The sequence below is a fragment of the Streptococcus sp. Marseille-Q6379 genome (assembly GCF_965119505.1).
Genome location: NZ_CBCPLV010000002.1, coordinates 572,403 through 595,518, shown reverse-complemented (window position 1 = coordinate 595,518; position 23,116 = coordinate 572,403). Strand labels below are relative to the sequence as shown.

Below are 23,116 nucleotides of genomic sequence, written 5' to 3'. Positions count from 1 at the left end.
AAAAAGGGAAGTTTGAATGAAAGTATCGATTATTTGTACCAATTATAATAAGGGGGATTGGGTACGAGAGGCTATAGATAGCTTTCTCAATCAGAAAACAAATTTTGGTTTCGAGATTATTATCATTGATGATGCTTCGACAGATCATTCGTATGAGATTATTCAAGAATATCAAAATAAGTTTCCTGAAAAAGTTAGAACTTTTCGTAATGAAGTGAATCTTGGCATTACTAGAACTTGGAAAAAAGTTTGCCAAGAAGCTAAGGGTCAGTACATCGCGAGATGTGATAGTGATGATTTTTGGACGGACCCATTAAAACTTCAAAAGCAAGTTGATTTGCTAGATGCTTCAACAGATTCACTATGGTCAAATACCGAATTTGACATGGTAGACCTAGACGGAAATCTTATCCAAAAAGATGCTTTTGCTAATAAGGCACTCCCTTTAATTGATTCTTACGAAGAGATGCTTGTCATGAAAGGAATGACAATGGCTTCAACCTGGTTGGTTGATACCACTCTTATGCAAGATGTATCTGCTCAAATTAGCGATACAGCCGCAGACGATACATTTGAGTTGCAACTTGAATTATTCAAACGCACTAAAATTTCTTTTTTGAGTGATTCCACTACTGTATATCGTATGAATTTGGGATCTGATTCAAAACCTATGACATTGGAGACTGCTGAAAGGCGGTTCACAGGTATCTTAGATTCTCAAATTAAATATCTCAACAAATATCCAGATCAGGATATTCAAAGAATTTCACACTTAGCGCTTGTTAAGGATCGTGATTTGGATATCTTAGTTTTTAAAAAAGATCGTCAGATAGAAGACTTGAATTTGAAATTAAATCAAGTATCACAGATTTCTCATGACCAAAACGAGTATATTGAAGTTTTGAAAAAAGAGAAAGAAGAGTTACGTTCTAATTTGACTAGTGAGTTGAATCGTATACAAAGTCTATATGATGACTTACAAATCCAATATAACAGTGTTGTTACTTCGAGAAGATGGACAATACCAACTAAAATTATTAATTTCTTTAGGAGAAGTAAATGAAACGTCTATTGCTTTATGTTCATTTCAATAAATATGATCATATTAGTCGACATGTATTTTATCAACTTGAACATATGAGACCGTTGTTTGATAAATTGGTTTTTATTTCAAATAGTCGTCTTAGTGAAAGTGAAGTACAGAAACTTCGTGATAAATACTTGATTGATGATTTTATCCAACGTGAGAATAAAGGTTACGATTTTGCTGCTTGGCATGATGGTATGGAATTTGTTGGATTTGATAACTTGAAACAGTATGATTCTGTCACTGTTATGAATGATACCTGTTTTGGTCCTCTATGGGATATGGCACCAATCTATGATAAATATGAATCAAATTCAAATGTAGATTTTTGGGGTATGACTAATCATCAAGGAATCAAGGCTGGTGATATTTATATTCATGAACATTTGCAATCTTACTTTATTTCATTTAAAAAACGTTTAGTTGAATCTAGTGTTTTCCAAAAGTTCTGGAAATCAGTTGAGAGTTTCGATGATGTTCAAAAGGTAATCGATAATTATGAAACTCTTTATACCAAGAAGTTTATGGATGCTGGATTTAAGTATGAATCGATTCTTAATACGATTCCACTAAATGATCAGTTTTTCCATAGTAATTTTACAATTCATTATCCTCATGTTTTGCTTGATGCAGGGGTTCCGTTTATTAAGGTTAAGACATTTGATTTAACCCAGCATCTTGCTCCTTATTTGCTTAAGGAAATCGAGAATAGAACAGACTATCCGGTAGAATTCATTTTGTCTCACATGTCAGATATGAGTTTACCGACTCCACCCTACTTGCTTGACCGCAAGGTTATTAAGGAAAGCTCAAAGCCATATTCAGACAATAAAAAGATTGCTGTACATCTTCATACCTACTATGTTGACTTACTTGAAGACTTTTTAAAGCAATTTGAGAATTTTCACTTTACTTATGATCTCTTCCTAACAACGGATTCAGAAGAGAAGAAGGAAGAGATTCAGTCTATCCTTGATAAGAATGGAAAAGTAGCTCGAATCTTTATTACTGGGAATCGTGGACGTGATGTTATTCCAATGCTTAAATTGAAAGATGAACTTTCTGCTTATGATTATATTGGACATTTCCATACGAAAAAATCACCAGAATACCCTTATTGGGTTGGAGATTCATGGCGAAATGAACTTTTCTCAATGTTAATTCAACCTGCTGATAATATTATTGCAAATCTAGAACGTGATGATAGGTTAGGGCTTGTAATTGCTGATATTCCAACTTTCTTCCGTTATACTAAAATTGTGGATCCCTGGAATGAGAATCGTTTTGCCGAAGGAATGAATGATTTATGGGAGCGTATGAATCTTGGTCGAGAAATTGACTTTGATAAGATGAATACTTTTATCATGAGTTATGGAACATTTATTTGGTTCAAGTATGATGCTTTAAAACCATTGTTTGACCTTGACTTACAAGATGAAGAGATTCCAGCAGAACCAATTCCTCAACATACCATTTTGCATTCAATTGAACGTATTCTAGTTTACCTTGCTTGGGCAAGACGTTATGATTATGCCATTGCAAAAAACGATATCTATATTACGCCTTTTGTAGATAATGTTGTGTTAAATATCCGACCAGATACTTTACCAAATACCTATATTAATTTTGATAATATCGGTGGTATAAAAGGTGCTCTCAAATATATTATTGTAGGTCCAGGGACCGCTGTGAAGTACATTTTGAGAAGAATAAAGAGAAAATTTAAATCTAATAATATGAAGGAGAAATTATGACAGAAAAAATTGCGGTGCTTTTACCAGCTTACAATGAAGAAGTGACTATCCAAAAGGTTATTGCAGATTTTCAGAAGGTACTTCCAAATGCGGATATTTATGTTTATGATAATAACTCTAAAGATAAAACTAATGAATTAGCAAGAGAAGCAGGGGCGATTGTCCGTTTTGAACCTAGACAGGGTAAGGGAAATGTAGTTCGATCTATGTTCCGTGAAATTGATGCTGATTACTATATTATGGTTGATGCTGATGACACTTATCCCGCAGATGAGGTAGAAAAACTTTTAGAGCCGTTACGTTCAGGTATGGCTGATATGACCATTGGTGATAGATTATCAAATGGTACTTATGCTGAAGAAAATAAACGAGGTTTTCATGGTTTCGGTAATAATTTAGTCAGACTTCTAGTAAATAAATTATATAAGGGTAATTATCAAGATATTATGACTGGTTACCGGGGCTTTAATCGACTTTTTGTTAAGACCTTTCCAGTTCTTTCCCCTGGCTTTGAAATTGAGACAGAGCTTTCTATTCACTCATTAGATAAACGTTTTAAATTGGTCGAGGTTCCGATTACCTATCAAGATAGACCAGAAGGCAGTGAATCTAAGTTAAATACTTTCTCAGATGGTTTTAAAGTTCTTAAAATGATTTTTAACCTTTTTAAAGATTATAAACCTCTTTTGTTCTTTAGCTTAGTTAGTCTTGTATTATTTATTTTAGGTCTATGTGTAGGAATTCCTGTAGTAACTGAATTTGCTAAAACAGGATTAATTGCTAAGATGCCATCAGCAATTTTAGCAACGGGGTTGATGATTCTTGCCGCTTTATCTTTTATTGCAGGGTTTATTCTAGATACACTAGTAAGACAAAATAGAATGCAGTATGAGTTGAAAATCTACGACTTTTATAAGGATTGATAGAATCTATTATGGAAACGATAAAAGATAATTTTTTTAGTAGAAAAGGTTATAGTAATGTTTTACTCACGATCATTCTGATGGTTACTCTACTTACGGGATTAGTGTCTATTACTTTGAGGAGCCCTATGGTGGGATTAGATGAAATGGGGCATTACGCAAGGAGTATTGAACTTTCAAATGGTAATTTACTTAGTTTACAGGATGGGAATCCTGCACTTGCTGGAGGAAAAATTTCAAATACACAATATGAATTTATAGAAAAAGCTAAGCAAGTTCAATCGGGTAATTCTACTAAGTATAAAGCGACGGATAAAGATTGGTATCATAAATTTTCTTCAATTCCTTTTACTAATCAGAAAAGGTTTTATGTGAATACAAATACTGTTCCCTATACACCTTTTTCTTACTTACCATATGTTTTTACAGCTTATTTGTCGAAAATTATTGGAATAAAGCCTGTTACAGAATATTTGTTAATGAGACTTATTGGTTTCTTAACCTATTTTCTTTTGTTTATATTAGCTATCAAAATTACACCAGTTGGGAAGTTTACTTTAGCATTTATTTCTACTATTCCGACTGTAATAGTTAGTTGGACTAATATTTCTGCCGATGGTTATATGGTTGCAATCTCAGCTTTATTCTTTGCTGTAATATTGAGAGTGGTTTATTCCTTAAAGCAAGGAAAAAACATTACTTTAAATGATGTACTAGCTGTCTCGATTGTAACGATATTATTATCAATGGGAAAAATTCCAATATTCCTATATTTATTTTTGCTATTACCGCTTGCGTTCTTACTTAAAAAAAGATCAAATTTTGAACATAAGGCATACTTTTATTTATTGCTTCTTTTTGGTCTTAGTTTTTTGGTAACTATATGGTGGGTACTGATTGTTAAGAACATTAATACAGGTGCTTATTTTGGTAGAAATGTAGATACGTTCAAGCAGTTGAGTTTTATCTTATCAGATATTCCAAGTTTTTTAACCTTACTTGTTCGTACATTATTGGGCTATAATTTTTTTGTATATACTATTGGGTATACGAATGATTTAGCTGTACATGCAATTCCAAAGTTGTTTACCTACTTGAGTGCTACAGCACTGGTATTATCAGTATTTGCTAAATACAATAGTCAAAACTATCTGAAAGCACCAAGAAATATTTATTTTAAGTTGTTTGAGATTTCAAAATATTTAATTTCTTTTGCTTTTATTGTTTCGGTATTTATCATACTTTACTTACAGTTCTCAGAAATTGGTAGTCATACCATTGATGGAGTTCAAGAACGATATTTTATCCCAATTTACTTCATTTTATTAAGCATAATTCCTAAACGAAAAATATCATCTGGATTATACCTGACTATAATTTCGTTATTGGCAATTTTACCAGCGATTTCTTACTGGTTAATTCTTTTTAATCAACTCTAGAAATGGAAAATAATTTTATGAAAAAAGCTCGTAGTTTGGGGATATCTTTTATCAAGTGGCGTTACGTAATCGCTCTATTTGCTCTTATTTGTTCAGTAAGTCTGAATCTTAATGGTAGTTCAATTGCTAATTGGAATAACTTTGGTGTTAGAGAAACCGTGTCAGGTGTTCAGTCTGAAACAAAGACAGTTGACGATTATCAAGGCTTTCAAAAATTAAAGTTATGGGTTCCATCACTGTATCGTACGGATGATACTATCATAGGTAGTCCTAGACCAATCAGATCTGATGAATGGTTAGTCCAAACACCTTTTTACTTATCTCAGGTAAAAACAGGAAATCATTTTACAAATAAATCCTATCAAGTTACAGGTCAGAATATGATGCTTGCTTATAATGTTTCATCCTGGCATATTTCAACGATAGGGAAACCATTTAACTGGGGATTTCTTTTCTTAGGAGCCTCTAGAGGGTTATCTTGGTATTGGAGTTTTAAAATTATAGCAATGCTACTATTAGCTTATGAATTTGCTATGATTTTAACCTCTAGGCGTAAGCTATTATCAGCTGTATCAAGTTTTTGGATAACTTTCACACCAACAGTACAATGGTGGTTCATGCAACATCTTGGCGATGTGGTATTCTTTTCATTATTGATAATGGTGTCTATATATCATTATTTTAACTCTGAAAAGAAAGTGTTCAAAATATTAATGGCAATAAACTTGATAATTGCTCTTATTGGGTTCCCATTAATTATATATCCAGCATTCCAAGTCCCATTTGCTTATATTATTCTATTATTTACAGTAATACAGTTTTTCAAGGCATTAAGAAATAAAAAGGTTACACTATTTGATGTGATTGTGATTACATTAACTTTATTTGTTTCGCTTACGATAGATGCATTGACCATTTATCAGAGTTGGGATGCAATATCAGCAACTCTTCATACTGTATATCCGGGAAAAAGAATTTCTGTTGGTGGGGAATATACTTGGAAAAATTTAAGTGATTTCTTATTTAATATCGTTCTGCCATTTAAGGCTCCTCAAGTAAGTAACCAAGTTGAACTATCAAGTTCATTTAATTTCTTACTTTACATACTGATAATCTTGCCTTTTGTTATTAAAAGGAAAGATATCAATAAAAACATCTTTGGGATTGTCTTAGTAGTTTATTCACTAATGCTGATGCTTTATAGTATAGTTGGTATACCAACCGTACTATCTAAATTAACATTGTTTAGCTATGTACCATTTTCTAGGTCGTGGCAATCGATGTCAGTAATTGCAGTTTTTGCTTCGATATGGTTTATATCTTTTATCTGGGATAAATTAGAGAGAGTAAAGTTAACTAAAATTTTACCATCTTTATTCATTGTCACGATACTCTACTTATACAGAGGACTAACAGATGATATCTATAAGAATTATTTAGGAAGGTTTACATCCGTTATTTTAATTGTGATTATGTTAATTGCTTTTATTTGTATTCTTTATAGAAAAAAAGGTGTATTCTATCCTATTATGTTAGTCATTATAACTGTGAGTGGATTGACTGTTAATCCACTCACACATGGCATAGGTGCTATTGAAAATAAATTACTATCTCATGAAGTTGAAAGCATTGTAGGAAGAAATCCTAATGCGATTTGGATGTCTGATTCTACAAATCTCTATCACTTTGTTCAAATGTTTGGTGCTAAAAGTATAGATGGTGTTAGATTTTATCCCGATAGACAACTTATGTCTAAAATTGATAAGCAAAATCAATATGAAGATGTATGGAATAGATATGCACACTTAAAATATTCATTAACGAACGAGAACACATCTATGACTACACCAGTTCCCGATAATGTAAATATTAACTTAAATATAAATGAGTTAAAAGACTTAAATGTAAAATATATTTTGACAACTAGAGACTTAAATAAAGAATTTGGTTCGTCATTTACAGAGATTTATCAGGATAATGATAATAATAGAATCTTTGAATATTTGAATTAACTTCCCCCTCCCACTTACGAATAAGTAAGTAGGAGGTTTTTTTCTTATGTATAGTATTGTAGCTGAGGAGTCGGGGCTTTTGCCTCGTGAGCGTCTCTTGCAGAAAGGAGCAGAAGTGTTGTCTGACCAAGAGCTGTTGGCGATAGTGCTGCGGACGGGGACCAAGTCTGAGTCGGTCTTATCTATGGCTAATCGTATTTTGAAAGGGATGACGAGTTTGGCGGATTTGTCTCGTTTGTCCTTGAATGAGCTTCAGGAGATTCCTGGTATTGGACGTGTGAAGTCTATTGAGCTCAAGGCTATGGTGGAGTTGGCTAAGCGGATTGAGAAGGCTGAGTTGTCTCGTTCTGAGCAGATTATGTCCAGTCAGCAGGTGGCTCGTCGTATGATGTTGGATATTGGGGACAAGCCTCAGGAGCATCTGGTGGCTATCTATTTGGATACGCAGAACCGTATTATTCAGCAAAAGACGGTCTTTATTGGTGGGGTCCGTCGTTCGATTGCTGAGCCACGTGAGATTTTACATTATGCCTGTCATCTGATGGCAACGTCTTTGATTGTGGTTCACAATCATCCGTCAGGTGAGGCCTATCCAAGTCGAAATGATATCGATTTTACTCAAAAGATTAAGCGGGCCTGTGATGACTTAGGGATTTGTCTGCTTGATCATCTGATTGTTGGAAAATCAACCTATTATTCCTTTCGTGAGGAGAGGGAGGATTTTGATCTTTAGGTTGAACCTATGTGATAAAGACAAGAGAAAAGCAACTGAGTACAGTCTCAGTTGCTTTTAAAGTTCGTTAACGACGTATTCAAAGAGTTTGAGGTCTTCTTCGCGTTTGTCTAGGAGAAGCTCTGGGTGCCACTGTACACCAAGGAAACGAAGGTCTGGACTATTTGACTCAACGGCTTCGACGGTGTTGTCCTCAGGGTCACGCGCAATGACACGAAGGTCAGAGGCCAAGTGTTTGATACTTTGATGGTGGAAGGAGTTGATAGAGGTTTCACGTCCGTAGATTTCTGCCAACTTACTGTTCTCATCAACAATCATCTCATGGTAGAGGTAATCAGACGGCTTGTCCTGCCAGTGATGCTCAATATCTTGATGGAGGCTACCACCTAGTGCGACGTTCATGAGTTGGGTTCCACGACAGATTGAAAAGATGGGTTTCTTCTGCTTAGTGGCTTCCTCGATGAGTGCCATTTCAAAGATATCCCGTTCGAGGAAGAAGTCATCTTCACTGGCATGGTTCTCTTCGTTGTAGAATTTAGGGTCAACGTTTTGCCCACCGATCAGGATAAGCTTATCAATCATGGAGATGTAGTTCTTGGCTTCCGAAGGATCGGATACTGGTAGTAGGATTGCTAGGCCACCGGCTCTTTGAACTCCTTCTACAAAGCCAGATGGGGCATAGGACCAGTTGATGTCTTCATGGGCTGGATTAGGCCTTACATTGGCAGTGATTCCGATAATTGGTTTAGTCATTGTTTCTCCTTGATTTTTCTTCTTCTTTCATGAAATAGAGTAGGGTTTGTAGTTCGCTAGTCAAGTCTACGTATTGGACTACCACATGGCGTGGAAGATTGAGGTTGACCGGAGAGAAACAGAGAATGCCTTCAATTCCGGCATCAACCAAAAGATCAGCCACCTCCTGGGCCTTAACTGATGGCACTGTCAGGATGGCTGTTTTGATATCTTCTTGGGCAATCTTGTCCTTAATTTGGGAAATCCCATAGATAGGAATCTTGTCCTCGGTTTGAGTTCCAACCAATTCGTTATCGTCTGTATCAAAAGCCATGACCAGCTGCATGCGGTTACGCTCTTGAAAACGGTAGTGGAGGAGGGCACGCCCAACATTCCCAACACCTACGAGGAGTACCTTGGTAGTCGCATTGTCATTTAGGAGTTCAGCGAAAAATGTCATCAGCTTGTTTACGTCATAACCAAAACCACGGCGACCTAGCTCACCAAAATAGGAGAAGTCACGACGAACAGTAGCAGGGTCAATCCCAATCGCTTCAGCAATTTGTTTAGAGCTTGCTTTATCGATATTTTCACGATGGAATCGTTTGAAAATACGATAGTAGAGAGAGAGACGTTTGGCAGTGGCGTTTGGGATGTTTTTCTCAAATGTCATTGATCGCTTTCCTTTCTTTAATTAGTATGATTCTCCTATATTTTAAGAAAAGTTTGTGAAGATTGCAACAAAATAGTGTAGATGAGGCGATATAAAAAACCTATCACATGGATAGGCTATTTCTATGTAGTAAGAAAAAACTTAGACTTCTTCTTGCTCGAAAACGTTACGATCAACCAAACTCTGCATCAAGAAGTAGAATTTTTCTTGCAAGATGTGGTGATCTTCATTTTTAAAGATATTAACGTTACGAAGGCCAGATTTGTCTGTGATAGACAATTTGAAGCCGGTCAAGTCTTTGTTAATAGTGATTTTGAGTGGGAAACCTTCGCCTGAGTTAGGCACTTTTTCGAGAAGGCGGTGCAACTCGTAGTTTCCGATTTTATTTTGCACAAAAGTCGTATCACGTAGAGTGAATTTTTTGACATTAGGACTGATGGTGTAACGGTACTTACAGTCAGTCAAATGAATGCTTTTTTCAAATGCCATGTTAGTCTCCTATGATTTGATTAAGTTTTTCTGCTAGGGCCTGGAGTTCTTCAGCGGTATTTTCCTCTGATAAACTAATGCGAATGGCTGTTTTTAGCTTGTCAGAATCCTTGCCATAGAGGGCCTGGATGACATGGCTAGGGTCAACAGTTCCAGCAGTACAAGCAGAACCTGTTGAGACAGCAAAGCCTGCTAGGTCTAACAAGGTTAAGAGAGGCCCATTTTCCTTACCAGTAAAGCTAATATTGATAACGTGAGGTAGGCTAGATCCTCCGCCATTAATTTCATAAGGAATGGTAAGGGAATCTAGAAAGGACTGACGAATCGTTTCAACATGTTGGTAATTGTCTTGGTAGTGGTCACTAGCATGCTTGTAAGCAGCGGTCATACCTGCAATACCGACCAGATTTTCAGTGCTGGCACGGCGTTTTTCTTCTTGCTCACCACCGTGGAGTAGGTTGTCAAAATGCAAATCGTTATGATAGAGCAAGCCGACACCTTTAGGTCCGTGGAATTTATGGGCACTAATAGAGAGAAAATCGGCTCCAAGTTCCTCTGGGTGAATAGGAAGCTTTCCTGCTACCTGAACGGCATCGACGTGGAAGGCAGCTTGGTGATTGGCAAGCAAGTCACCAATTTCCTTAATAGGAAGTAATTGGCCAGTCTCATTATTGGCATACATAACAGAAACCAGAATGGTATCGTCACGTAAGGCATCAGCGATTTGTTGGGCAGTAATGACTTGATTTTCTGGTTGAATATAGGTTACTTCAAAACCAAAACGCTCTTCCAAGTAGGCCATAGTGTGAAGGACAGAGTGGTGTTCAATAGCAGTTGTAATCAGGTGCTTACCTTTAGATTGATTGGCTAGGGCGTAACCTTTGATAGCTGTATTGTTTCCTTCAGTCCCTCCAGAAGTGAAAATAAGCTTACGAGCAGGGACTTCAAAGTGTTTGGCCATTTCTTCACGGGCTTCACGAAGTTCCTTAGAAGCCTGTCGACCGTAAACATGGAGGCTGGATGGATTCCCAAAGGTTTCAGTCATGACATGTGTCATAGCTGAAATAGCAGCAGTATTTAAAGGAGTTGTTGCTGCATTGTCCAAATAAACCATAGCTTAGTCCTCGTTTGCAGTGTAAGCAAAGAGTGGGCTAAGTGGTTGACGTTCGAAAATACGAGTAGTAGCGTTAGCGATTAGCTTACTTGCTGAAATGTATTTAACGTTTGTAGGAACTTTTTCTTTAGTTGCAACTGAATCTGTCACCAAGATTTCTTTAATTGGGGCAGCGTTGAGGACTTCAGCAGCACCTCCTGCAAAGAGACCGTGACTAGCTACTGCATAGATGTCTTTAACGCCACCACGTTCAAGGATTTTAGCAGCTTCAGCAAACGTTTTACCAGTGTTAAGGATATCATCAACCAAGATTGCTGTTTTTCCTTCAACCTCACCGATGATGTAGCCTTCTTCACGTTCTGAATCATCTTGAGCGTAGTCAATGATAGCGATTGGTGCATCAAGGTAGTCCGCCAAGCTACGAGCACGTTTAACACCCGAGTTTTTAGGGCTAACAACGACAACATCACTTCCTGTGAATCCTTTTTTGTTGTAGTATTCAGCAAACAAAGGCATTGTGAAGAGGTTATCTACTGGGATATCGAAGAATCCTTGAACTTGGACAGCGTGAAGGTCAAGCGTCAAGAGACGATTGACACCAGCTTTAACTAGCATATTGGCAATCAATTTAGCAGTGATTGGTTCACGTGACGCAGCGATACGGTCTTGACGTGCATAACCAAAGTAAGGCATAACAACGTTGACAGAGTTAGCACTGGCACGTTTGCAGGCATCAATCATGATGAGCAATTCCCAAAGGTGGTCGTTAACAGGGTTGCTAGTAGATTGGATGATATAGATATCGTCCCCACGAACAGACTCTTCAATGTTGATCATGATTTCACCGTCAGAAAATTGACGTGAAGATACTTTACCAAGTGGCAATCCAGTAGCCTCAGCAATTTTTTCAGCAATTTCTGGGTTTGAGCTGAGCGAGAACAATTTCAATTGTGGGTTTGCTTTTTGATGTACCATGACGATGGTGACTCCTTTTAAAAAATAAGATGCTAAGCCTAGTTAGGGCTATTGTAATAAAACTACAGATAGTTCTATTTTAGCAAAAAGAAGCAGAAATTTCAGCCATCAAAGTATGATATTAGTGAAAAATACCGAACCTTTGTTAGATAAAACGCCTTTGTATGCGTTTTTAGAGAAATCTATTATCCTCTGAAGTTCTAAATACTTGTGGTATTTGAAGCTGCATGTGTTTAAAATAAAAAAACAAGGAGCCAACTCCTTGTCTAAATTTTAGTCTTTGTCTAAATTTTAGTCTTTGTCTCGTTTGAGGGTAGCTACAAAGCGTGCAACCTTACTCTTGGCATACTTAAAGTCAATGTTATTTTCTTTAAGAAAGGCATCAAAGTCGTCTTTACCTTTCTCAGCATCCGAAACTTCTAGTTCAAGCTCGTAGTCTTTCTTGTCAGCATAGACATTGACATCAAGAGCCATGAGGCCGATGTTGGTCTGGTACTCGCGACGAGTTGTGGTCAAATGTCCGAGGATGGTTAGGTCCTCTAGTTTAACCCCACGTTCTAAAAGAATGGATTTGATTTGACAATCAGGAAAGTCCAGCGACTTAGTCAAAGCCTTAGCATCCGCACAATCCATGGTAACGTTGTACTCCATGTTCCCGACTTTTTCAGGGATTTTCAAGGTCAGCTCACCATGACTGGGAAGTGTCCTAATACGCAAAGACAACTTTTTATTTCTCATGTCACTCTGAGGAGTGTCGATGTAGTAGTTTGTTTGCGTAACAGGTGTCACATGGGAGAAAAGCATCGCTAAACGATTGTACTCGTCTTTGGTGAGTAGAGTCTTGTACTCTATCTCTAAATGGTTCATGTGTGTCCTCCCTTGTGCTTTCAAATGTGGTATAATATAACAGATTGTATTTATTTTATAAAAAACTAAAGCTTTTGACAAGGAGGAGTCCTATCTTGACCATGGATTGGGAAGAATTTCTAGACCCCTATATTCAGGCCGTAGGTGAGCTCAAAATCAAGCTCCGAGGCATTCGTAAACAATTTCGTAAGCAAAATCGTCACTCGCCTATTGAATTTGTGACGGGACGTGTGAAGTCAGTGGCTTCCATTGAGGAGAAAATCGCCCTTCGTGGCCTTTCGATTGAAAATTTGGCTCAAGATATGCAGGATATCGCTGGTCTCCGAGTCATGGTCCAATTTGTCGATGATGTGGATGAGGTTTTGGCTTTGCTTCGTCATCGTAGTGATATGACTATTGTTTCAGAGCGAGACTATATCAGAAACCGTAAAAATTCGGGTTATCGCTCTTATCATGTTATCATCTCTTATCCCGTTGATACCATAGATGGTCGTAAGGAAATTCTTGCAGAGATTCAGATTAGGACTTTGGCCATGAACTTTTGGGCCACCATTGAACATTCCCTTAATTACAAGTATCAGGGGAATTTTCCTGAGGAGATTAAACTTCGTTTGGAAACTACGGCTCGTATGGCTTATGAGCTTGACGAAGAAATGCGGAAGATACGTGATGATATTAGAGAAGCCCAGTTGCTCTTTGATCCAATTAATAGAACTTTGAAGGATAGTGTAGGAAATAGTGATGACACAGATGAAGACCTCTTCGGATGAGATGAAGGTAGCTATTATTGCCAATGGCAAACCCCAAAGTAGGCGTGTTGCCTCGAAACTTTTTAATGCCTTTCGAGATGATCCTGATTTTTATTTGACCAAGAAAAATCCAGATGTGGTCATCTCAATTGGTGGTGATGGCATGTTGCTATCGGCCTTTCATATGTATGAAAAAGAGCTTGCGCGTGTGCGTTTTGTAGGGATTCACACGGGTCATTTAGGCTTTTATACGGATTATTTGGACAGTGAAGTGGATCAATTAATCGAGACGCTTCGAAAAGATAGTGGTGCAAAGATTTCTTACCCTCTTTTGAATGTCAAATTGACCCTGGCTGATGGTCGTTCTTTTACGTCGATTGCCCTCAATGAAGCAGCCATCAAGCGTAATGAGAAAACCATGGCAGCAGATGTTTGCCTTAATGATGTCTTGTTTGAGAGCTTCCGTGGAGATGGGTTGTCAGTGTCGACGCCTACAGGATCAACGGCCTACAATAAATCCTTGGGTGGTGCGGTCCTTCATCCCACTATTGAAGCCTTGCAACTGACAGAGATTGCCAGTCTTAATAATCGTGTGTACCGGACCTTAGGAAGTCCCCTTATTGTGCCCAAGCACGAGAAGATTACCGTTTATCCTACCCGAATGGGAAGCTACACTCTATCCGTTGATAATAAAACCTATACCAACCGTAATGTGAAAAAGGTAGAATTTTCGATTGACCAACGAAAGATTTCTTTTGTTGCTAGTGCTAGCCACACAAGTTTTTGGGAACGCGTACGTGATTCCTTTATTGGAGACATGGAAGAATGAGATATGAATTTACCGTAGGACGTTCCTGTCGAGTTAAGACCTTTTTGAAGGAGCATGATATTTCAAAAGGACTTCTAGCCAAGATTAAGTTTGAAGGTGGTCATATTTGGGTCAATGGCGAGGAGCAGTTTGCGACTTATCCTGTCCATGAAGGAGATGTGGTTGCCATTGAAATCCCTGACGAGGCACCGCATGAAACCTTGAAGCCAATTCCTTTTGACTTGGATATCGTCTATGAGGATGATAACTTCCTGGTGATTAATAAACCCTATGGCTATGCTAGTATTCCAAGTGTTAACCACGATAATACCATGGCTAATTTTGTCAAACATCATTTTGTTAGCAATAATTATCCCAACCAGCGTGTGCATATTGTGACACGTTTGGATAAGGACACCTCTGGTCTCATGCTGTTTGCTAAGCATGGTTACGCCCATGCTCGTATGGATAAACAGTTACAACAGAAGTCTATCAAAAAACATTACTATGCCTTGGTTGAAGGTGACACCAAACTTGAGAAGCAGGGAGAAATCATTGCCCCGATTGCGCGTGATGAGGATTCCATTATCACACGTCGAGTCCATAAGTCGGGGAAATATGCCCACACTAGTTATCGTTTGGTAGGTGATTATGGTAGGGTTAAACTGGTTGATATCAATTTGCATACTGGGCGTACGCACCAGATTCGCGTCCACTTTGCCCACTTAGGCCTTCCTCTTTTGGGAGATGATCTTTATGGTGGTTCTCTAGACTATGGTATTGAGCGCCAGGCCTTGCATTGTCACCGTCTTGCATTTGTTGATCCTTTTACCAAAAAAGAGATGGTCCATGCATCTTCCTTGACAGATGATTTTGAAACCGTTATCATGAACTTACAAACTAAAAAAGATTGATTGAGGAATTTTTTTATGCGTAGTCTATTTGGTGAACTTCGTGAACATATTTTAGGGAAAGGTGTTAAGATTGTTTTCCCTGAGGGTAACGACGACCGTGTGGTTCGTGCAGCAGCCCGTTTGAAATTTGAAGGATTGGTTGATCCTATTATTTTGGGAGACCCAGCAGAGGTTCACAAAATCTTGAACGATCTTGGTTTTGCAGACTTTAACTATACAATTATTAATCCTGAAACCTATGAAGATTTCGAGGAAATGAAGGAAAAATTTGTTGAAATCCGTAAAGGGAAAGCGACAATGGAAGATGCGGAAAAGTTGCTTCATGATGTCAACTATTTTGGTGTTATGCTAGTTAAACTTGGTCTTGCTGATGGGATGGTTTCAGGTGCTATTCACTCAACAGCGGATACGGTACGTCCGGCCCTTCAAATTATCAAAACAAAACCTGGTATTTCTCGTACATCAGGTGTCTTCCTTATGAACCGTGAAAATACCGATCATCGCTTGATGTTTGCTGACTGTGCCATCAACATTGAACCAAATGCTCAAGAATTGGCAGAAATTGCAATTAATACTGCTGAAACAGCTAAAGTTTTTGGTATTGATCCTAAAGTGGCCATGCTTAGCTTCTCAACAAAAGGTTCTGCTAAATCGCCAAAAGTTGACAGGGTTGTTCAAGCAACAAATATTGCTAAAGAAATGCGTCCTGACTTGGCTATTGATGGGGAGTTGCAGTTCGATGCAGCATTTGTTCCAGCAACAGCAGCTATTAAGGCTCCAGATAGTGACGTAGCAGGACATGCTAATGTCTTTGTCTTCCCTGGCTTGCAAGCAGGTAATATCGGCTATAAGATTGCCCAACGTTTGGGAATGTTCGAGGCTATTGGACCAATCTTACAAGGTCTTAATAAACCAGTAAACGATCTTTCTCGTGGTGCTAGTGCTGAAGATATTTACAATTTGGCGATTATCACAGCTGCTCAAGCTCTTAATGGCTAATTTTAACTTAGAAACAGAGGTTTAACCAAGGTGTTAGGCCTTTTTGTTTTATGCATGGCTAGTGATTAAAAATAAATCGATTAAAGTAGCTAGAAATCCAGGAAATACAATGGACTATTGAGCTTTGCCGTGTTTCATTATGTACTTTGCTTGTGCAAAATATTCTGAAAGTGACTGTTTTTCTTGATTATTTATGCTATAATAATAGAGTAAAATTTTATTTTTTGGAGAAATCTTATGAAAAAAAGCAAATGGTTAGCCCTCGCGGGTGTCGCCCTTCTAAGTGTTGGTGCCTTAGCGGCTTGTTCATCTAAGTCAAGCACTAGCGGAACTACTTATGGTTACATTTACAATTCGGACCCAGAAACCTTAGATTATATTACATCAAATACGGGACCTACAACAACTGCTGTGACTAATGGTGTAGATGGACTTATGGAAGCGGATAAATATGGTAATCTTGTCCCTTCAGTAGCTGAAGACTGGTCTGTGTCTCAAGATGGTCTTACTTATACCTATAAAATCCGTAAGGGAGTTAAATGGTATACTTCTGATGGTGAAGAGTATGCTGATGTGACTGCTAAGGACTTTGTGACTGGTCTTAAGCATGCGGCTGATGCCAAGGCTGGAGCTCTTTACTTGGTGCAAGATTCTATTGCTGGCTTGTCTGACTATCTCTCTGGTGCCAATAAGGATTTCTCAAATGTAGGTGTTAAAGCAATCGACGATCATACATTGCAATATACCCTTAAAAAACCAGAACCATACTGGAACTCTAAGACAACCTATGGTTTGCTCTATCCAGTAAATGAAGACTTCCTCAAGAGTAAAGGAAAAGATTTTGGTAAATCAACAGACCCAACCTCAATCCTCTATAATGGTCCTTTCCTTCTTAAATCTTTGACAGCTAAATCTTCAATTGAGTTGACTAAGAATGAAAATTATTGGGACAAGAAAAATGTACATTTTGATGCCATTAAATTGTCATATTATGACGGTTCGGATCAAGAGGCTCAAGAACGTGGTTTCACTGATGGTGCTTATAGTTTGGCTCGTGTCTTCCCAACGAGTTCAAACTATGCTTCTGTAGAGAAGAAATATAAAGACAATATTTATTACACAGCACCAGGTGCCTGGACATCAGCTATTGGTGTTAATATTGACCGCCAAAGCTATAAATTCTCAGCTAAGAAGACAGATGCTGAAAAGACATCAACTAAGAAGGCTCTTCTAAACAAAGACTTCCGTCAAGCAATTAACTTTGCTATTGACCGTACGGCTTATCAATCACAAGTTAATGGTAAAGATGGTGCAGCTCTCGCTCTTCGTAACCTCTTTGTACCTTATGATTTTGTCAGTGCAGGCGATAAGACCTTCGGAGATCTTGTTACAGAGAAAATGTCTTCATATGGGGAAGAATGGTCAGGTGTCAATTTTGCTGATGGCCAAGATGGTCTCTACAATGCTGAAAAAGCTAAGGCTGAGTTTTCCAAAGCCAAAGAGGCTCTTCAAGGAGAAGGTGTTCAATTCCCAGTTCACTTAGACCTTCCAGTTGACCAAACAGCAAAACTCAACGTCTCTAAAGCCCAGTCTTTGAAACAAACCATTGAAAAATCATTGGGTAGCGAAAATGTGGTAATTGATATTAACCAATTGTCATCTGATGATATGCAAAATGCAACCCTTAATGCGGCAAATGCAGCAGCAGAAGACTGGGATATTTCAAATGGTGTTATTTGGAGTCCAGACTATCAAGATCCATCAACTTATCTTGATATCTTCAAAACAACATCAAGTGAAAATACCAAGACTTTCATGGGTTATGATAATCCAAACAATGCGGCCGCAGCTCAAGTAGGTCTTAAAGACTATGATGCCTTACTTGATTCAGCAGCTTCAGAAACAACAGACCTCAATGCTCGTTACGACCGTTATGCTCAAGCCCAAGCTTGGTTGGAGGACAGCTCGCTTATCATTCCATTGACTGTTGGTAATGGTGCAGCTCCAGTTATCTCACGCTTGACGCCATTTACAGGTGCTTATACACAGGTGGGTGATAAAAACTCAGCAGACTACTTCAAATATGTGAAACCACAAGAAAAAGTAGTTACTAAGAAAGAATATGAACAAAGTCGTGAAAAATGGCTTAAAGAAAAGAAAGCATCTAACGAAAAAGCTCAAAAAGATCTTGAGAAACACGTTAAATAATAATCTTGAGGAAAAGGCAGTTTGCCTTTTTCTTTTGTCAAAAAAGGGGCTAATTCCTAGTGTTCATAAGGGGTATAATTGTGAGAAAGCCAGCATAAGACAAAATATTCTGAAAATTGTACTCATCTTATTTTTTATGGTATAATGTTGGTACATAAAAAAAGATTTTTTGGAGAATGCTTATGAAAAAAAGTAAATGGTTGGCCCTTGCGGGTGTTTCCCTCCTAAGTGTTGGGGTTTTAGTGGCTTGTTCGTCAAAATCAAACACTTCAAGCAATACTTATAACTATGTTTATACTGCCGATCCTGAAACATTGGACTACCTTATTTCCAATAAAGGTTCAACGACTGATGCTGTGACAAATGGTGTCGATGGACTTTTGGAAAACGATAAATATGGTAACTTGGTACCTTCTATTGCCAAGGACTGGACTGTTTCAGCTGATGGTTTGACTTATACTTACAAACTTCGTAAGGGAGTTAAATGGTATACTTCAGAGGGTGAAGAGTATGCAGAAGTAACAGCTAAAGACTTCGTAACAGGTCTTAAGCATGCTGCTGATAAAAAGACAGAGTCAATTTACTTGGCAAAAGATTCTGTAGTAGGTCTTGCTGATTATTTCAATGGTACTGATAAAGACTTCTCTAAAGTTGGCGTTAAAGCTCTTGATGATTACACTCTTCAGTACACACTTAAACAACCAGAACCTTACTGGAATTCTAAGATGACTTATTCTCTCTTCTGGCCTGTTAATGAAGAGTTCCTTAAGTCAAAAGGGGATAGCTTTGGTAAATCAACAGATCCATCATCTATCCTTTATAATGGTCCATACATCCTTAAGTCATTGACAGCTAAATCATCTATTGAGTTGGCTAAAAATGAAAACTACTGGGATAAGAAAAATGTTCACTTTGACGGCGTTAAACTATCTTTCTACGACGCTTCTGACCAAGAATCGCTTGTCCGTAATTTCACTGACGGAGCTTATAGTCAAGCACGTCTATATCCAACAAGCTCAAACTTTGATTCAGTAGAAAAACAATATAAAGATAATATCTTCTATACACAACCTTCTGCAGATGTTCTTGGTGCTGGTGTTAACATTGACCGTCAGTCTTACAACCATACATCTAAGAAGACAGATGCTGAGAAGGACTCAACTAAGAAGGCTCTTCTTAACAAGGACTTCCGTCAATCAGTTAACTTCGCTATTGACCGTACAGCTTATTCAGCACAACTTAATGGTAAGAAGGGTGCGGCCCTTGCGATTCGTAACCTACTCGTAAAACCTGACTTCGTTTATGCTGGTGACAAGTCATTTGGCGATTTGGTAACTGAAAAGATGGCTTCATATGGTGACGAGTGGTCAGGTGTTAACTTTAAAGACAGTCAAGACGGTATCTTCAATGCTGATAAAGCGAAGGCTGAATTTAACAAAGCTAAGGAAGCTCTTCAAGGAGAAGGTGTTCAATTCCCAATTCACTTGGACCTTCCTGTTGACCAAGCAGCTAAACCAACGGTTGCACGTGCACAATCTTTGAAACAATCTGTTGAAAAGACACTTGGCAAAGAAAATGTCGTGGTAGATATTCATCAAATGTCTCAAGATGATCTTCTAAATAGCACATTGTATGCAGCTAACGCAGCAGCAGAAGACTGGGATATCAATATTTCAGTTGCTTGGGCGCCTGACTACGAAGACCCATCAACATTCCTTGATATCTTCAAGACAACAGCTAGTGAGAACACAAAAACTTACATGGGATTTGACGATCCTAATAATGCAGCAGCAGCTCAAGTAGGTCTTAAAGACTTTGATGCTTTGGTTGATAATGCAGCTAAAGAAACAAGCGACCTCAACGTACGATATGAACGTTATGCAGAGGCACAAGCTTGGTTGGAAGATAGCTCACTCTTCATGCCACTTATGGTTAACAAGGGGGCTGCGCCAATGGTAGCTCGTTTGACACCATTCTCAGGTGCTTACTCTCAAGTAGGACCTAAGGGTTCTGACAGATACTTCAAGTACCTTGAACCTCAAAAAGATGTTGTCACTAAGAAAAACTATGATAAAGCTCGCGAAAGCTGGCTTAAAGAAAAGTCTAAGTCCAACGAAAAAGCTCAAAAAGACCTTGAGAAACACGTTAAATAAAAGGACGATGGAACTTTCTCATTAGATTGGGAAAGTTCTTTTGGAATTAAAGGAAGAGACATAAAAAAATATATTTTATTGAGAACCCTCCGTTCTCTATTGTCAATATTTGTCGTGACGGCCTTGACCTACACGATTATCTATACCATGGTGCCGAGGCGTCTGATTTTCAGACAGGACCCTAACTACAACAAGATTGCTAAGACAGCTGATTCTAAGGCTAACTATGAAAATACAATCTATGAACGTATGGGTTACATTGATTACTATGACACCAAGGAGTTGCAGGAGAAAGCTAGCTCCCTTGATAAGTCAGTAACCACTAAGCCAACAAAAGAAAATAAGGCTATCTACCAAAAATATGTGGATAGTTTGGGACATGGCTGGCGTTTACATCAGTTCAAGCAAAGTAAACAATTCTATGCGACACGTGATGTGCCAGTACTTGAACGTGTGTTTGGCTTCTACACGCACCTCTTTGAATTTGACAATACTGGATGGGTTAAAGATAAAACAAATCCAAACTTGAAGCGTTATATCCGTATTGAAAATGACCCAGCTATCGGTTGGTCAGTTGTTGGTTCAGGGACTAAGCATAAATACTTGCTTTACTTTAACGGTCAGTTCCCATTTGTTCACCAAAACTTTGTTAAGATGAACCTTGGTACATCTTACCCAACTTATGCTGAGCAAGGTGTTCTTGATGTTATTACACAAGGTCAAGGACAAACACAAAGTTCTGAGGTCAACTTCCCTACTGGTAAGAAGGTATCTTCAGTAGATATCTACTCTCGTACTTATAAATCACCAAGTCAGGCTGATGCTAGAGATCGTTCTTACTATGGAAATGACCCATACACAGCTACCAAGAGTCGCTACCAATACCCATCAATGGTGACAAGTTCTGCCATTGCAGGTTTGATTGGTTTGGTCTTGTCCTATGCTTTGGCAATTCCATTGGGATCATACATGGCACGCTTTAAAAATACCCTCTTTGATAGTGTATCAACAGGTGTCTTGACTTTCTTGCTTTCACTACCAACCATCGCCTTGGTTTATATCATTCGTTTGATTGGTTCTGAGATTGGTCTTCCAGATTCCTTCCCTATCTTGGGTGCGGGTGACTGGCGTTCATACGTCTTGCCATCTGTTATTCTCGGTCTCTTGTCAACACCAGGTCTTGCGATTTGGATTCGTCGTTACATGATTGACTTGCAATCACAAGACTTCGTTCGTTTTGCACGTGCCAAAGGGTTGTCAGAACAAGAAATTTCGAATAAACACATTTTCAAAAACGCTATGGTTTCCTTGGTTTCAGGAATCCCAGCATCTATCGTTAGTGTTATCACAGGGGCAACCTTGACAGAAACAATCTTCGCCTTCCCTGGTATGGGTAAAATGTTGATTGACTCTGTCCGTGCTTCAAATAACGCTATGGTTGTGGGTCTTGTATTTATTTTCACAGCCCTCACCATCTTCTCATTGCTTGTGGGTGATATCCTTATGACTATGATTGACCCACGTATCAAATTGACATCTAAAGGAGGTAAATAATGGCTTCAATTGATAAAAGTAAGTTCCAATTTGTAAAGCGCGATGATTTTGCCTCTGAAACAATTGATGCGCCGGCCTATTCATACTGGAAATCAGTGATGCGTCAGTTCTTCAAGAAGAAGTCAACAACTGTCATGTTGGGAATCTTGATTGCTATCATTTTGATGAGTTTTATCTACCCGATGTTTTCAAAATTTGACTTTAATGATGTGTCTAAGGTTAATGACTTTAGTGTACGTTATGTGCATCCAAACGCTCAATACTGGTTCGGTACGGACAGTAATGGTAAGTCCCTCTTCGATAGTGTTTGGTTTGGAGCTCGTAATTCTATCCTTATTGCTGTTATCGCTACCTTCCTTAACGTTGTTATTGGTGTGCTTGTAGGTGCTGTTTGGGGGATTTCTAAGACCTTCGATATGATTATGATGGAAATCTACAACATCATCTCAAATATTCCTGCCCTCCTTGTAGTTATCGTCTTGACTTACTCATTGGGTGCTGGTTTCTGGAATATGATCTTTGCCATGACTGTTACAGGGTGGATTGGTATTGCCTATACTATCCGTATTCAAATCATGCGTTACCGTGATTTGGAGTATAACTTGGCTTCTCGTACACTGGGAACACCAACTCCTAAGATTGTGGTTAAAAACATCATGCCACAACTAGTGTCAGTTATCGTAACTATGGCTAGTCAGCTCTTGCCAGGATTTATCTCTTACGAAGCCTTCCTTTCATACTTTGGTTTAGGGCTTCCTGTTACGACGCCTAGTCTTGGTCGTTTGATTTCAGACTATGCACAGAACGTTACAGTCAATGCTTATCTCTTCTGGATTCCATTGACTACCTTGATCCTCGTTTCCCTTGCTCTCTTTATTGTCGGTCAAAACTTGGCGGATGCCAGCGACCCACGTACGCATAGATAGGAGTCCA

Annotated in this window: 20 protein-coding genes; 14 read left to right on the top strand and 6 right to left on the bottom strand. The window is 38.4% G+C overall.

Annotated elements, in window-relative coordinates; all coding sequences use genetic code 11:
* The first annotated feature begins 16 nt into the window (after nt 1-16).
* Genes ACWPVZ_RS09355 through radC form a run of 6 tightly spaced genes read left to right on the top strand, consistent with a single transcriptional unit; the run spans nt 17 to nt 7,948 of the window.
* Nucleotides 17-1,063: a glycosyltransferase family 2 protein gene (locus tag ACWPVZ_RS09355; protein ID WP_014634838.1), complete on the top strand. Its 1,047-nt coding sequence runs from the start codon at nt 17-19 to the stop codon at nt 1,061-1,063.
* Complete coding sequence (locus ACWPVZ_RS09350; RefSeq protein WP_064524139.1) at nt 1,060-2,841, top strand: rhamnan synthesis F family protein; 1,782 nt, start codon at nt 1,060-1,062, stop codon at nt 2,839-2,841. The genes ACWPVZ_RS09355 and ACWPVZ_RS09350 overlap by 4 nt, the downstream gene beginning before the upstream one ends.
* The gene (locus ACWPVZ_RS09345; RefSeq protein ID WP_014634836.1) at nt 2,838-3,764 is read left to right on the top strand and encodes a glycosyltransferase; all 927 of its coding nucleotides are present in this window, start codon (nt 2,838-2,840) and stop codon (nt 3,762-3,764) included. The genes ACWPVZ_RS09350 and ACWPVZ_RS09345 overlap by 4 nt, the downstream gene beginning before the upstream one ends.
* Before the next feature lie 11 nt (nt 3,765-3,775).
* Complete coding sequence (locus ACWPVZ_RS09340; RefSeq protein ID WP_227853295.1) at nt 3,776-5,203, top strand: DUF2142 domain-containing protein; 1,428 nt, start codon at nt 3,776-3,778, stop codon at nt 5,201-5,203.
* Between the two features lie 17 nt (nt 5,204-5,220).
* The gene (locus tag ACWPVZ_RS09335; RefSeq protein WP_064524135.1) at nt 5,221-7,215 is read left to right on the top strand and encodes a DUF7657 domain-containing protein; all 1,995 of its coding nucleotides are present in this window, start codon (nt 5,221-5,223) and stop codon (nt 7,213-7,215) included.
* A 46-nt stretch (nt 7,216-7,261) separates the two neighbouring features.
* Nucleotides 7,262-7,948 (top strand): RadC family protein, encoded by a 687-nt coding sequence (gene radC / locus ACWPVZ_RS09330; protein ID WP_064524133.1) that lies wholly within the window; start codon nt 7,262-7,264, stop codon nt 7,946-7,948.
* Nucleotides 7,949-8,005: 57 nt separating this feature from the next.
* On the opposite strand, the gene ACWPVZ_RS09325 is transcribed toward radC, so the two are convergent.
* The 6 genes from ACWPVZ_RS09325 to ACWPVZ_RS09300 all read right to left on the bottom strand — a co-directional run bounded on the left by ACWPVZ_RS09325 (nt 8,006) and on the right by ACWPVZ_RS09300 (nt 12,798).
* The gene (locus ACWPVZ_RS09325; RefSeq protein WP_064524131.1) at nt 8,006-8,701 is read right to left on the bottom strand and encodes a gamma-glutamyl-gamma-aminobutyrate hydrolase family protein; all 696 of its coding nucleotides are present in this window, start codon (nt 8,699-8,701) and stop codon (nt 8,006-8,008) included.
* A complete protein-coding gene (locus ACWPVZ_RS09320) occupies nt 8,694-9,353 on the bottom strand; it encodes a redox-sensing transcriptional repressor Rex (protein ID WP_002884205.1) in 660 nt (219 codons plus the stop codon). The genes ACWPVZ_RS09325 and ACWPVZ_RS09320 overlap by 8 nt, the downstream gene beginning before the upstream one ends.
* A 141-nt stretch (nt 9,354-9,494) precedes the next feature.
* Nucleotides 9,495-9,842 (bottom strand): DUF1831 domain-containing protein, encoded by a 348-nt coding sequence (locus ACWPVZ_RS09315; protein ID WP_002884733.1) that lies wholly within the window; start codon nt 9,840-9,842, stop codon nt 9,495-9,497.
* A gap of 1 nt (nt 9,843) precedes the next feature.
* Nucleotides 9,844-10,956: a cysteine desulfurase family protein gene (locus tag ACWPVZ_RS09310; RefSeq protein WP_183135801.1), complete on the bottom strand. Its 1,113-nt coding sequence runs from the start codon at nt 10,954-10,956 to the stop codon at nt 9,844-9,846.
* Nucleotides 10,957-10,959: 3 nt separating this feature from the next.
* On the bottom strand, nt 10,960-11,931 hold the full coding sequence (locus tag ACWPVZ_RS09305) for a ribose-phosphate diphosphokinase (RefSeq protein WP_002886837.1): 972 nt from the start codon (nt 11,929-11,931) through the stop codon (nt 10,960-10,962).
* 291 nt (nt 11,932-12,222) lie between these two features.
* Nucleotides 12,223-12,798 carry a CYTH domain-containing protein gene (locus ACWPVZ_RS09300; protein ID WP_155164365.1) on the bottom strand — a complete coding sequence of 192 codons (576 nt, stop codon included), beginning with the start codon at nt 12,796-12,798 and terminating at the stop codon, nt 12,223-12,225.
* Between the two features lie 95 nt (nt 12,799-12,893).
* Here ACWPVZ_RS09300 and ACWPVZ_RS09295 point away from each other — a divergent pair, with 95 nt between their 5' ends.
* The 8 genes from ACWPVZ_RS09295 (at nt 12,894) to oppC (ending at nt 23,109) form a co-directional block, all read left to right on the top strand.
* On the top strand, nt 12,894-13,568 hold the full coding sequence (locus ACWPVZ_RS09295) for a GTP pyrophosphokinase (RefSeq protein ID WP_014634828.1): 675 nt from the start codon (nt 12,894-12,896) through the stop codon (nt 13,566-13,568).
* The gene (locus ACWPVZ_RS09290) at nt 13,540-14,376 is read left to right on the top strand and encodes an NAD kinase (protein ID WP_002884507.1); all 837 of its coding nucleotides are present in this window, start codon (nt 13,540-13,542) and stop codon (nt 14,374-14,376) included. Before ACWPVZ_RS09295 ends, ACWPVZ_RS09290 begins: the two co-directional genes overlap by 29 nt.
* Nucleotides 14,373-15,269, top strand: coding sequence for an RluA family pseudouridine synthase (locus tag ACWPVZ_RS09285; RefSeq protein ID WP_061652283.1), 897 nt, complete (start codon nt 14,373-14,375; stop codon nt 15,267-15,269). Before ACWPVZ_RS09290 ends, ACWPVZ_RS09285 begins: the two co-directional genes overlap by 4 nt.
* 15 nt (nt 15,270-15,284) lie before the next feature.
* Nucleotides 15,285-16,268, top strand: coding sequence for a phosphate acetyltransferase (gene pta, locus ACWPVZ_RS09280; RefSeq protein ID WP_073689253.1), 984 nt, complete (start codon nt 15,285-15,287; stop codon nt 16,266-16,268).
* A gap of 237 nt (nt 16,269-16,505) precedes the next feature.
* Nucleotides 16,506-18,476, top strand: a complete 1,971-nt coding sequence (locus tag ACWPVZ_RS09275; protein WP_454381884.1) for a peptide ABC transporter substrate-binding protein — start codon at nt 16,506-16,508, stop codon at nt 18,474-18,476.
* A 182-nt stretch (nt 18,477-18,658) separates the two neighbouring features.
* The gene (locus ACWPVZ_RS09270; RefSeq protein ID WP_454381883.1) at nt 18,659-20,629 is read left to right on the top strand and encodes a peptide ABC transporter substrate-binding protein; all 1,971 of its coding nucleotides are present in this window, start codon (nt 18,659-18,661) and stop codon (nt 20,627-20,629) included.
* Nucleotides 20,630-20,689: 60 nt separating this feature from the next.
* A complete protein-coding gene (locus ACWPVZ_RS09265; protein WP_038676511.1) occupies nt 20,690-22,183 on the top strand; it encodes an ABC transporter permease in 1,494 nt (497 codons plus the stop codon).
* On the top strand, nt 22,183-23,109 hold the full coding sequence (oppC, locus tag ACWPVZ_RS09260) for an oligopeptide ABC transporter permease OppC (protein WP_002891436.1): 927 nt from the start codon (nt 22,183-22,185) through the stop codon (nt 23,107-23,109). Before ACWPVZ_RS09265 ends, oppC begins: the two co-directional genes overlap by 1 nt.
* Nucleotides 23,110-23,116: the final 7 nt, after the last annotated feature.

Excerpts from the sequence above, each read along its gene's own strand:
- ACWPVZ_RS09345 (WP_014634836.1), top strand. The coding sequence starts at position 2,838 with ATGACAGAAAAAATTGCGGTGCTTTTACCAGCTTACAATGAAGAAGTG.
- ACWPVZ_RS09290 (WP_002884507.1), top strand. The coding sequence starts at position 13,540 with ATGACACAGATGAAGACCTCTTCGGATGAGATGAAGGTAGCTATTATT.
- ACWPVZ_RS09320 (WP_002884205.1), bottom strand. The coding sequence starts at position 9,353 with ATGACATTTGAGAAAAACATCCCAAACGCCACTGCCAAACGTCTCTCT.
- ACWPVZ_RS09305 (WP_002886837.1), bottom strand. The coding sequence starts at position 11,931 with ATGGTACATCAAAAAGCAAACCCACAATTGAAATTGTTCTCGCTCAGC.
- ACWPVZ_RS09340 (WP_227853295.1), top strand. The coding sequence starts at position 3,776 with ATGGAAACGATAAAAGATAATTTTTTTAGTAGAAAAGGTTATAGTAAT.
- pta (WP_073689253.1), top strand. The coding sequence starts at position 15,285 with ATGCGTAGTCTATTTGGTGAACTTCGTGAACATATTTTAGGGAAAGGT.
- ACWPVZ_RS09355 (WP_014634838.1), top strand. The coding sequence starts at position 17 with ATGAAAGTATCGATTATTTGTACCAATTATAATAAGGGGGATTGGGTA.
- ACWPVZ_RS09325 (WP_064524131.1), bottom strand. The coding sequence starts at position 8,701 with ATGACTAAACCAATTATCGGAATCACTGCCAATGTAAGGCCTAATCCA.
- ACWPVZ_RS09270 (WP_454381883.1), top strand. The coding sequence starts at position 18,659 with ATGAAAAAAAGTAAATGGTTGGCCCTTGCGGGTGTTTCCCTCCTAAGT.
- ACWPVZ_RS09350 (WP_064524139.1), top strand. The coding sequence starts at position 1,060 with ATGAAACGTCTATTGCTTTATGTTCATTTCAATAAATATGATCATATT.
- oppC (WP_002891436.1), top strand. The coding sequence starts at position 22,183 with ATGGCTTCAATTGATAAAAGTAAGTTCCAATTTGTAAAGCGCGATGAT.
- ACWPVZ_RS09310 (WP_183135801.1), bottom strand. The coding sequence starts at position 10,956 with ATGGTTTATTTGGACAATGCAGCAACAACTCCTTTAAATACTGCTGCT.
- ACWPVZ_RS09300 (WP_155164365.1), bottom strand. The coding sequence starts at position 12,798 with ATGAACCATTTAGAGATAGAGTACAAGACTCTACTCACCAAAGACGAG.
- ACWPVZ_RS09285 (WP_061652283.1), top strand. The coding sequence starts at position 14,373 with ATGAGATATGAATTTACCGTAGGACGTTCCTGTCGAGTTAAGACCTTT.
- ACWPVZ_RS09275 (WP_454381884.1), top strand. The coding sequence starts at position 16,506 with ATGAAAAAAAGCAAATGGTTAGCCCTCGCGGGTGTCGCCCTTCTAAGT.
- ACWPVZ_RS09315 (WP_002884733.1), bottom strand. The coding sequence starts at position 9,842 with ATGGCATTTGAAAAAAGCATTCATTTGACTGACTGTAAGTACCGTTAC.
- radC (WP_064524133.1), top strand. The coding sequence starts at position 7,262 with ATGTATAGTATTGTAGCTGAGGAGTCGGGGCTTTTGCCTCGTGAGCGT.
- ACWPVZ_RS09335 (WP_064524135.1), top strand. The coding sequence starts at position 5,221 with ATGAAAAAAGCTCGTAGTTTGGGGATATCTTTTATCAAGTGGCGTTAC.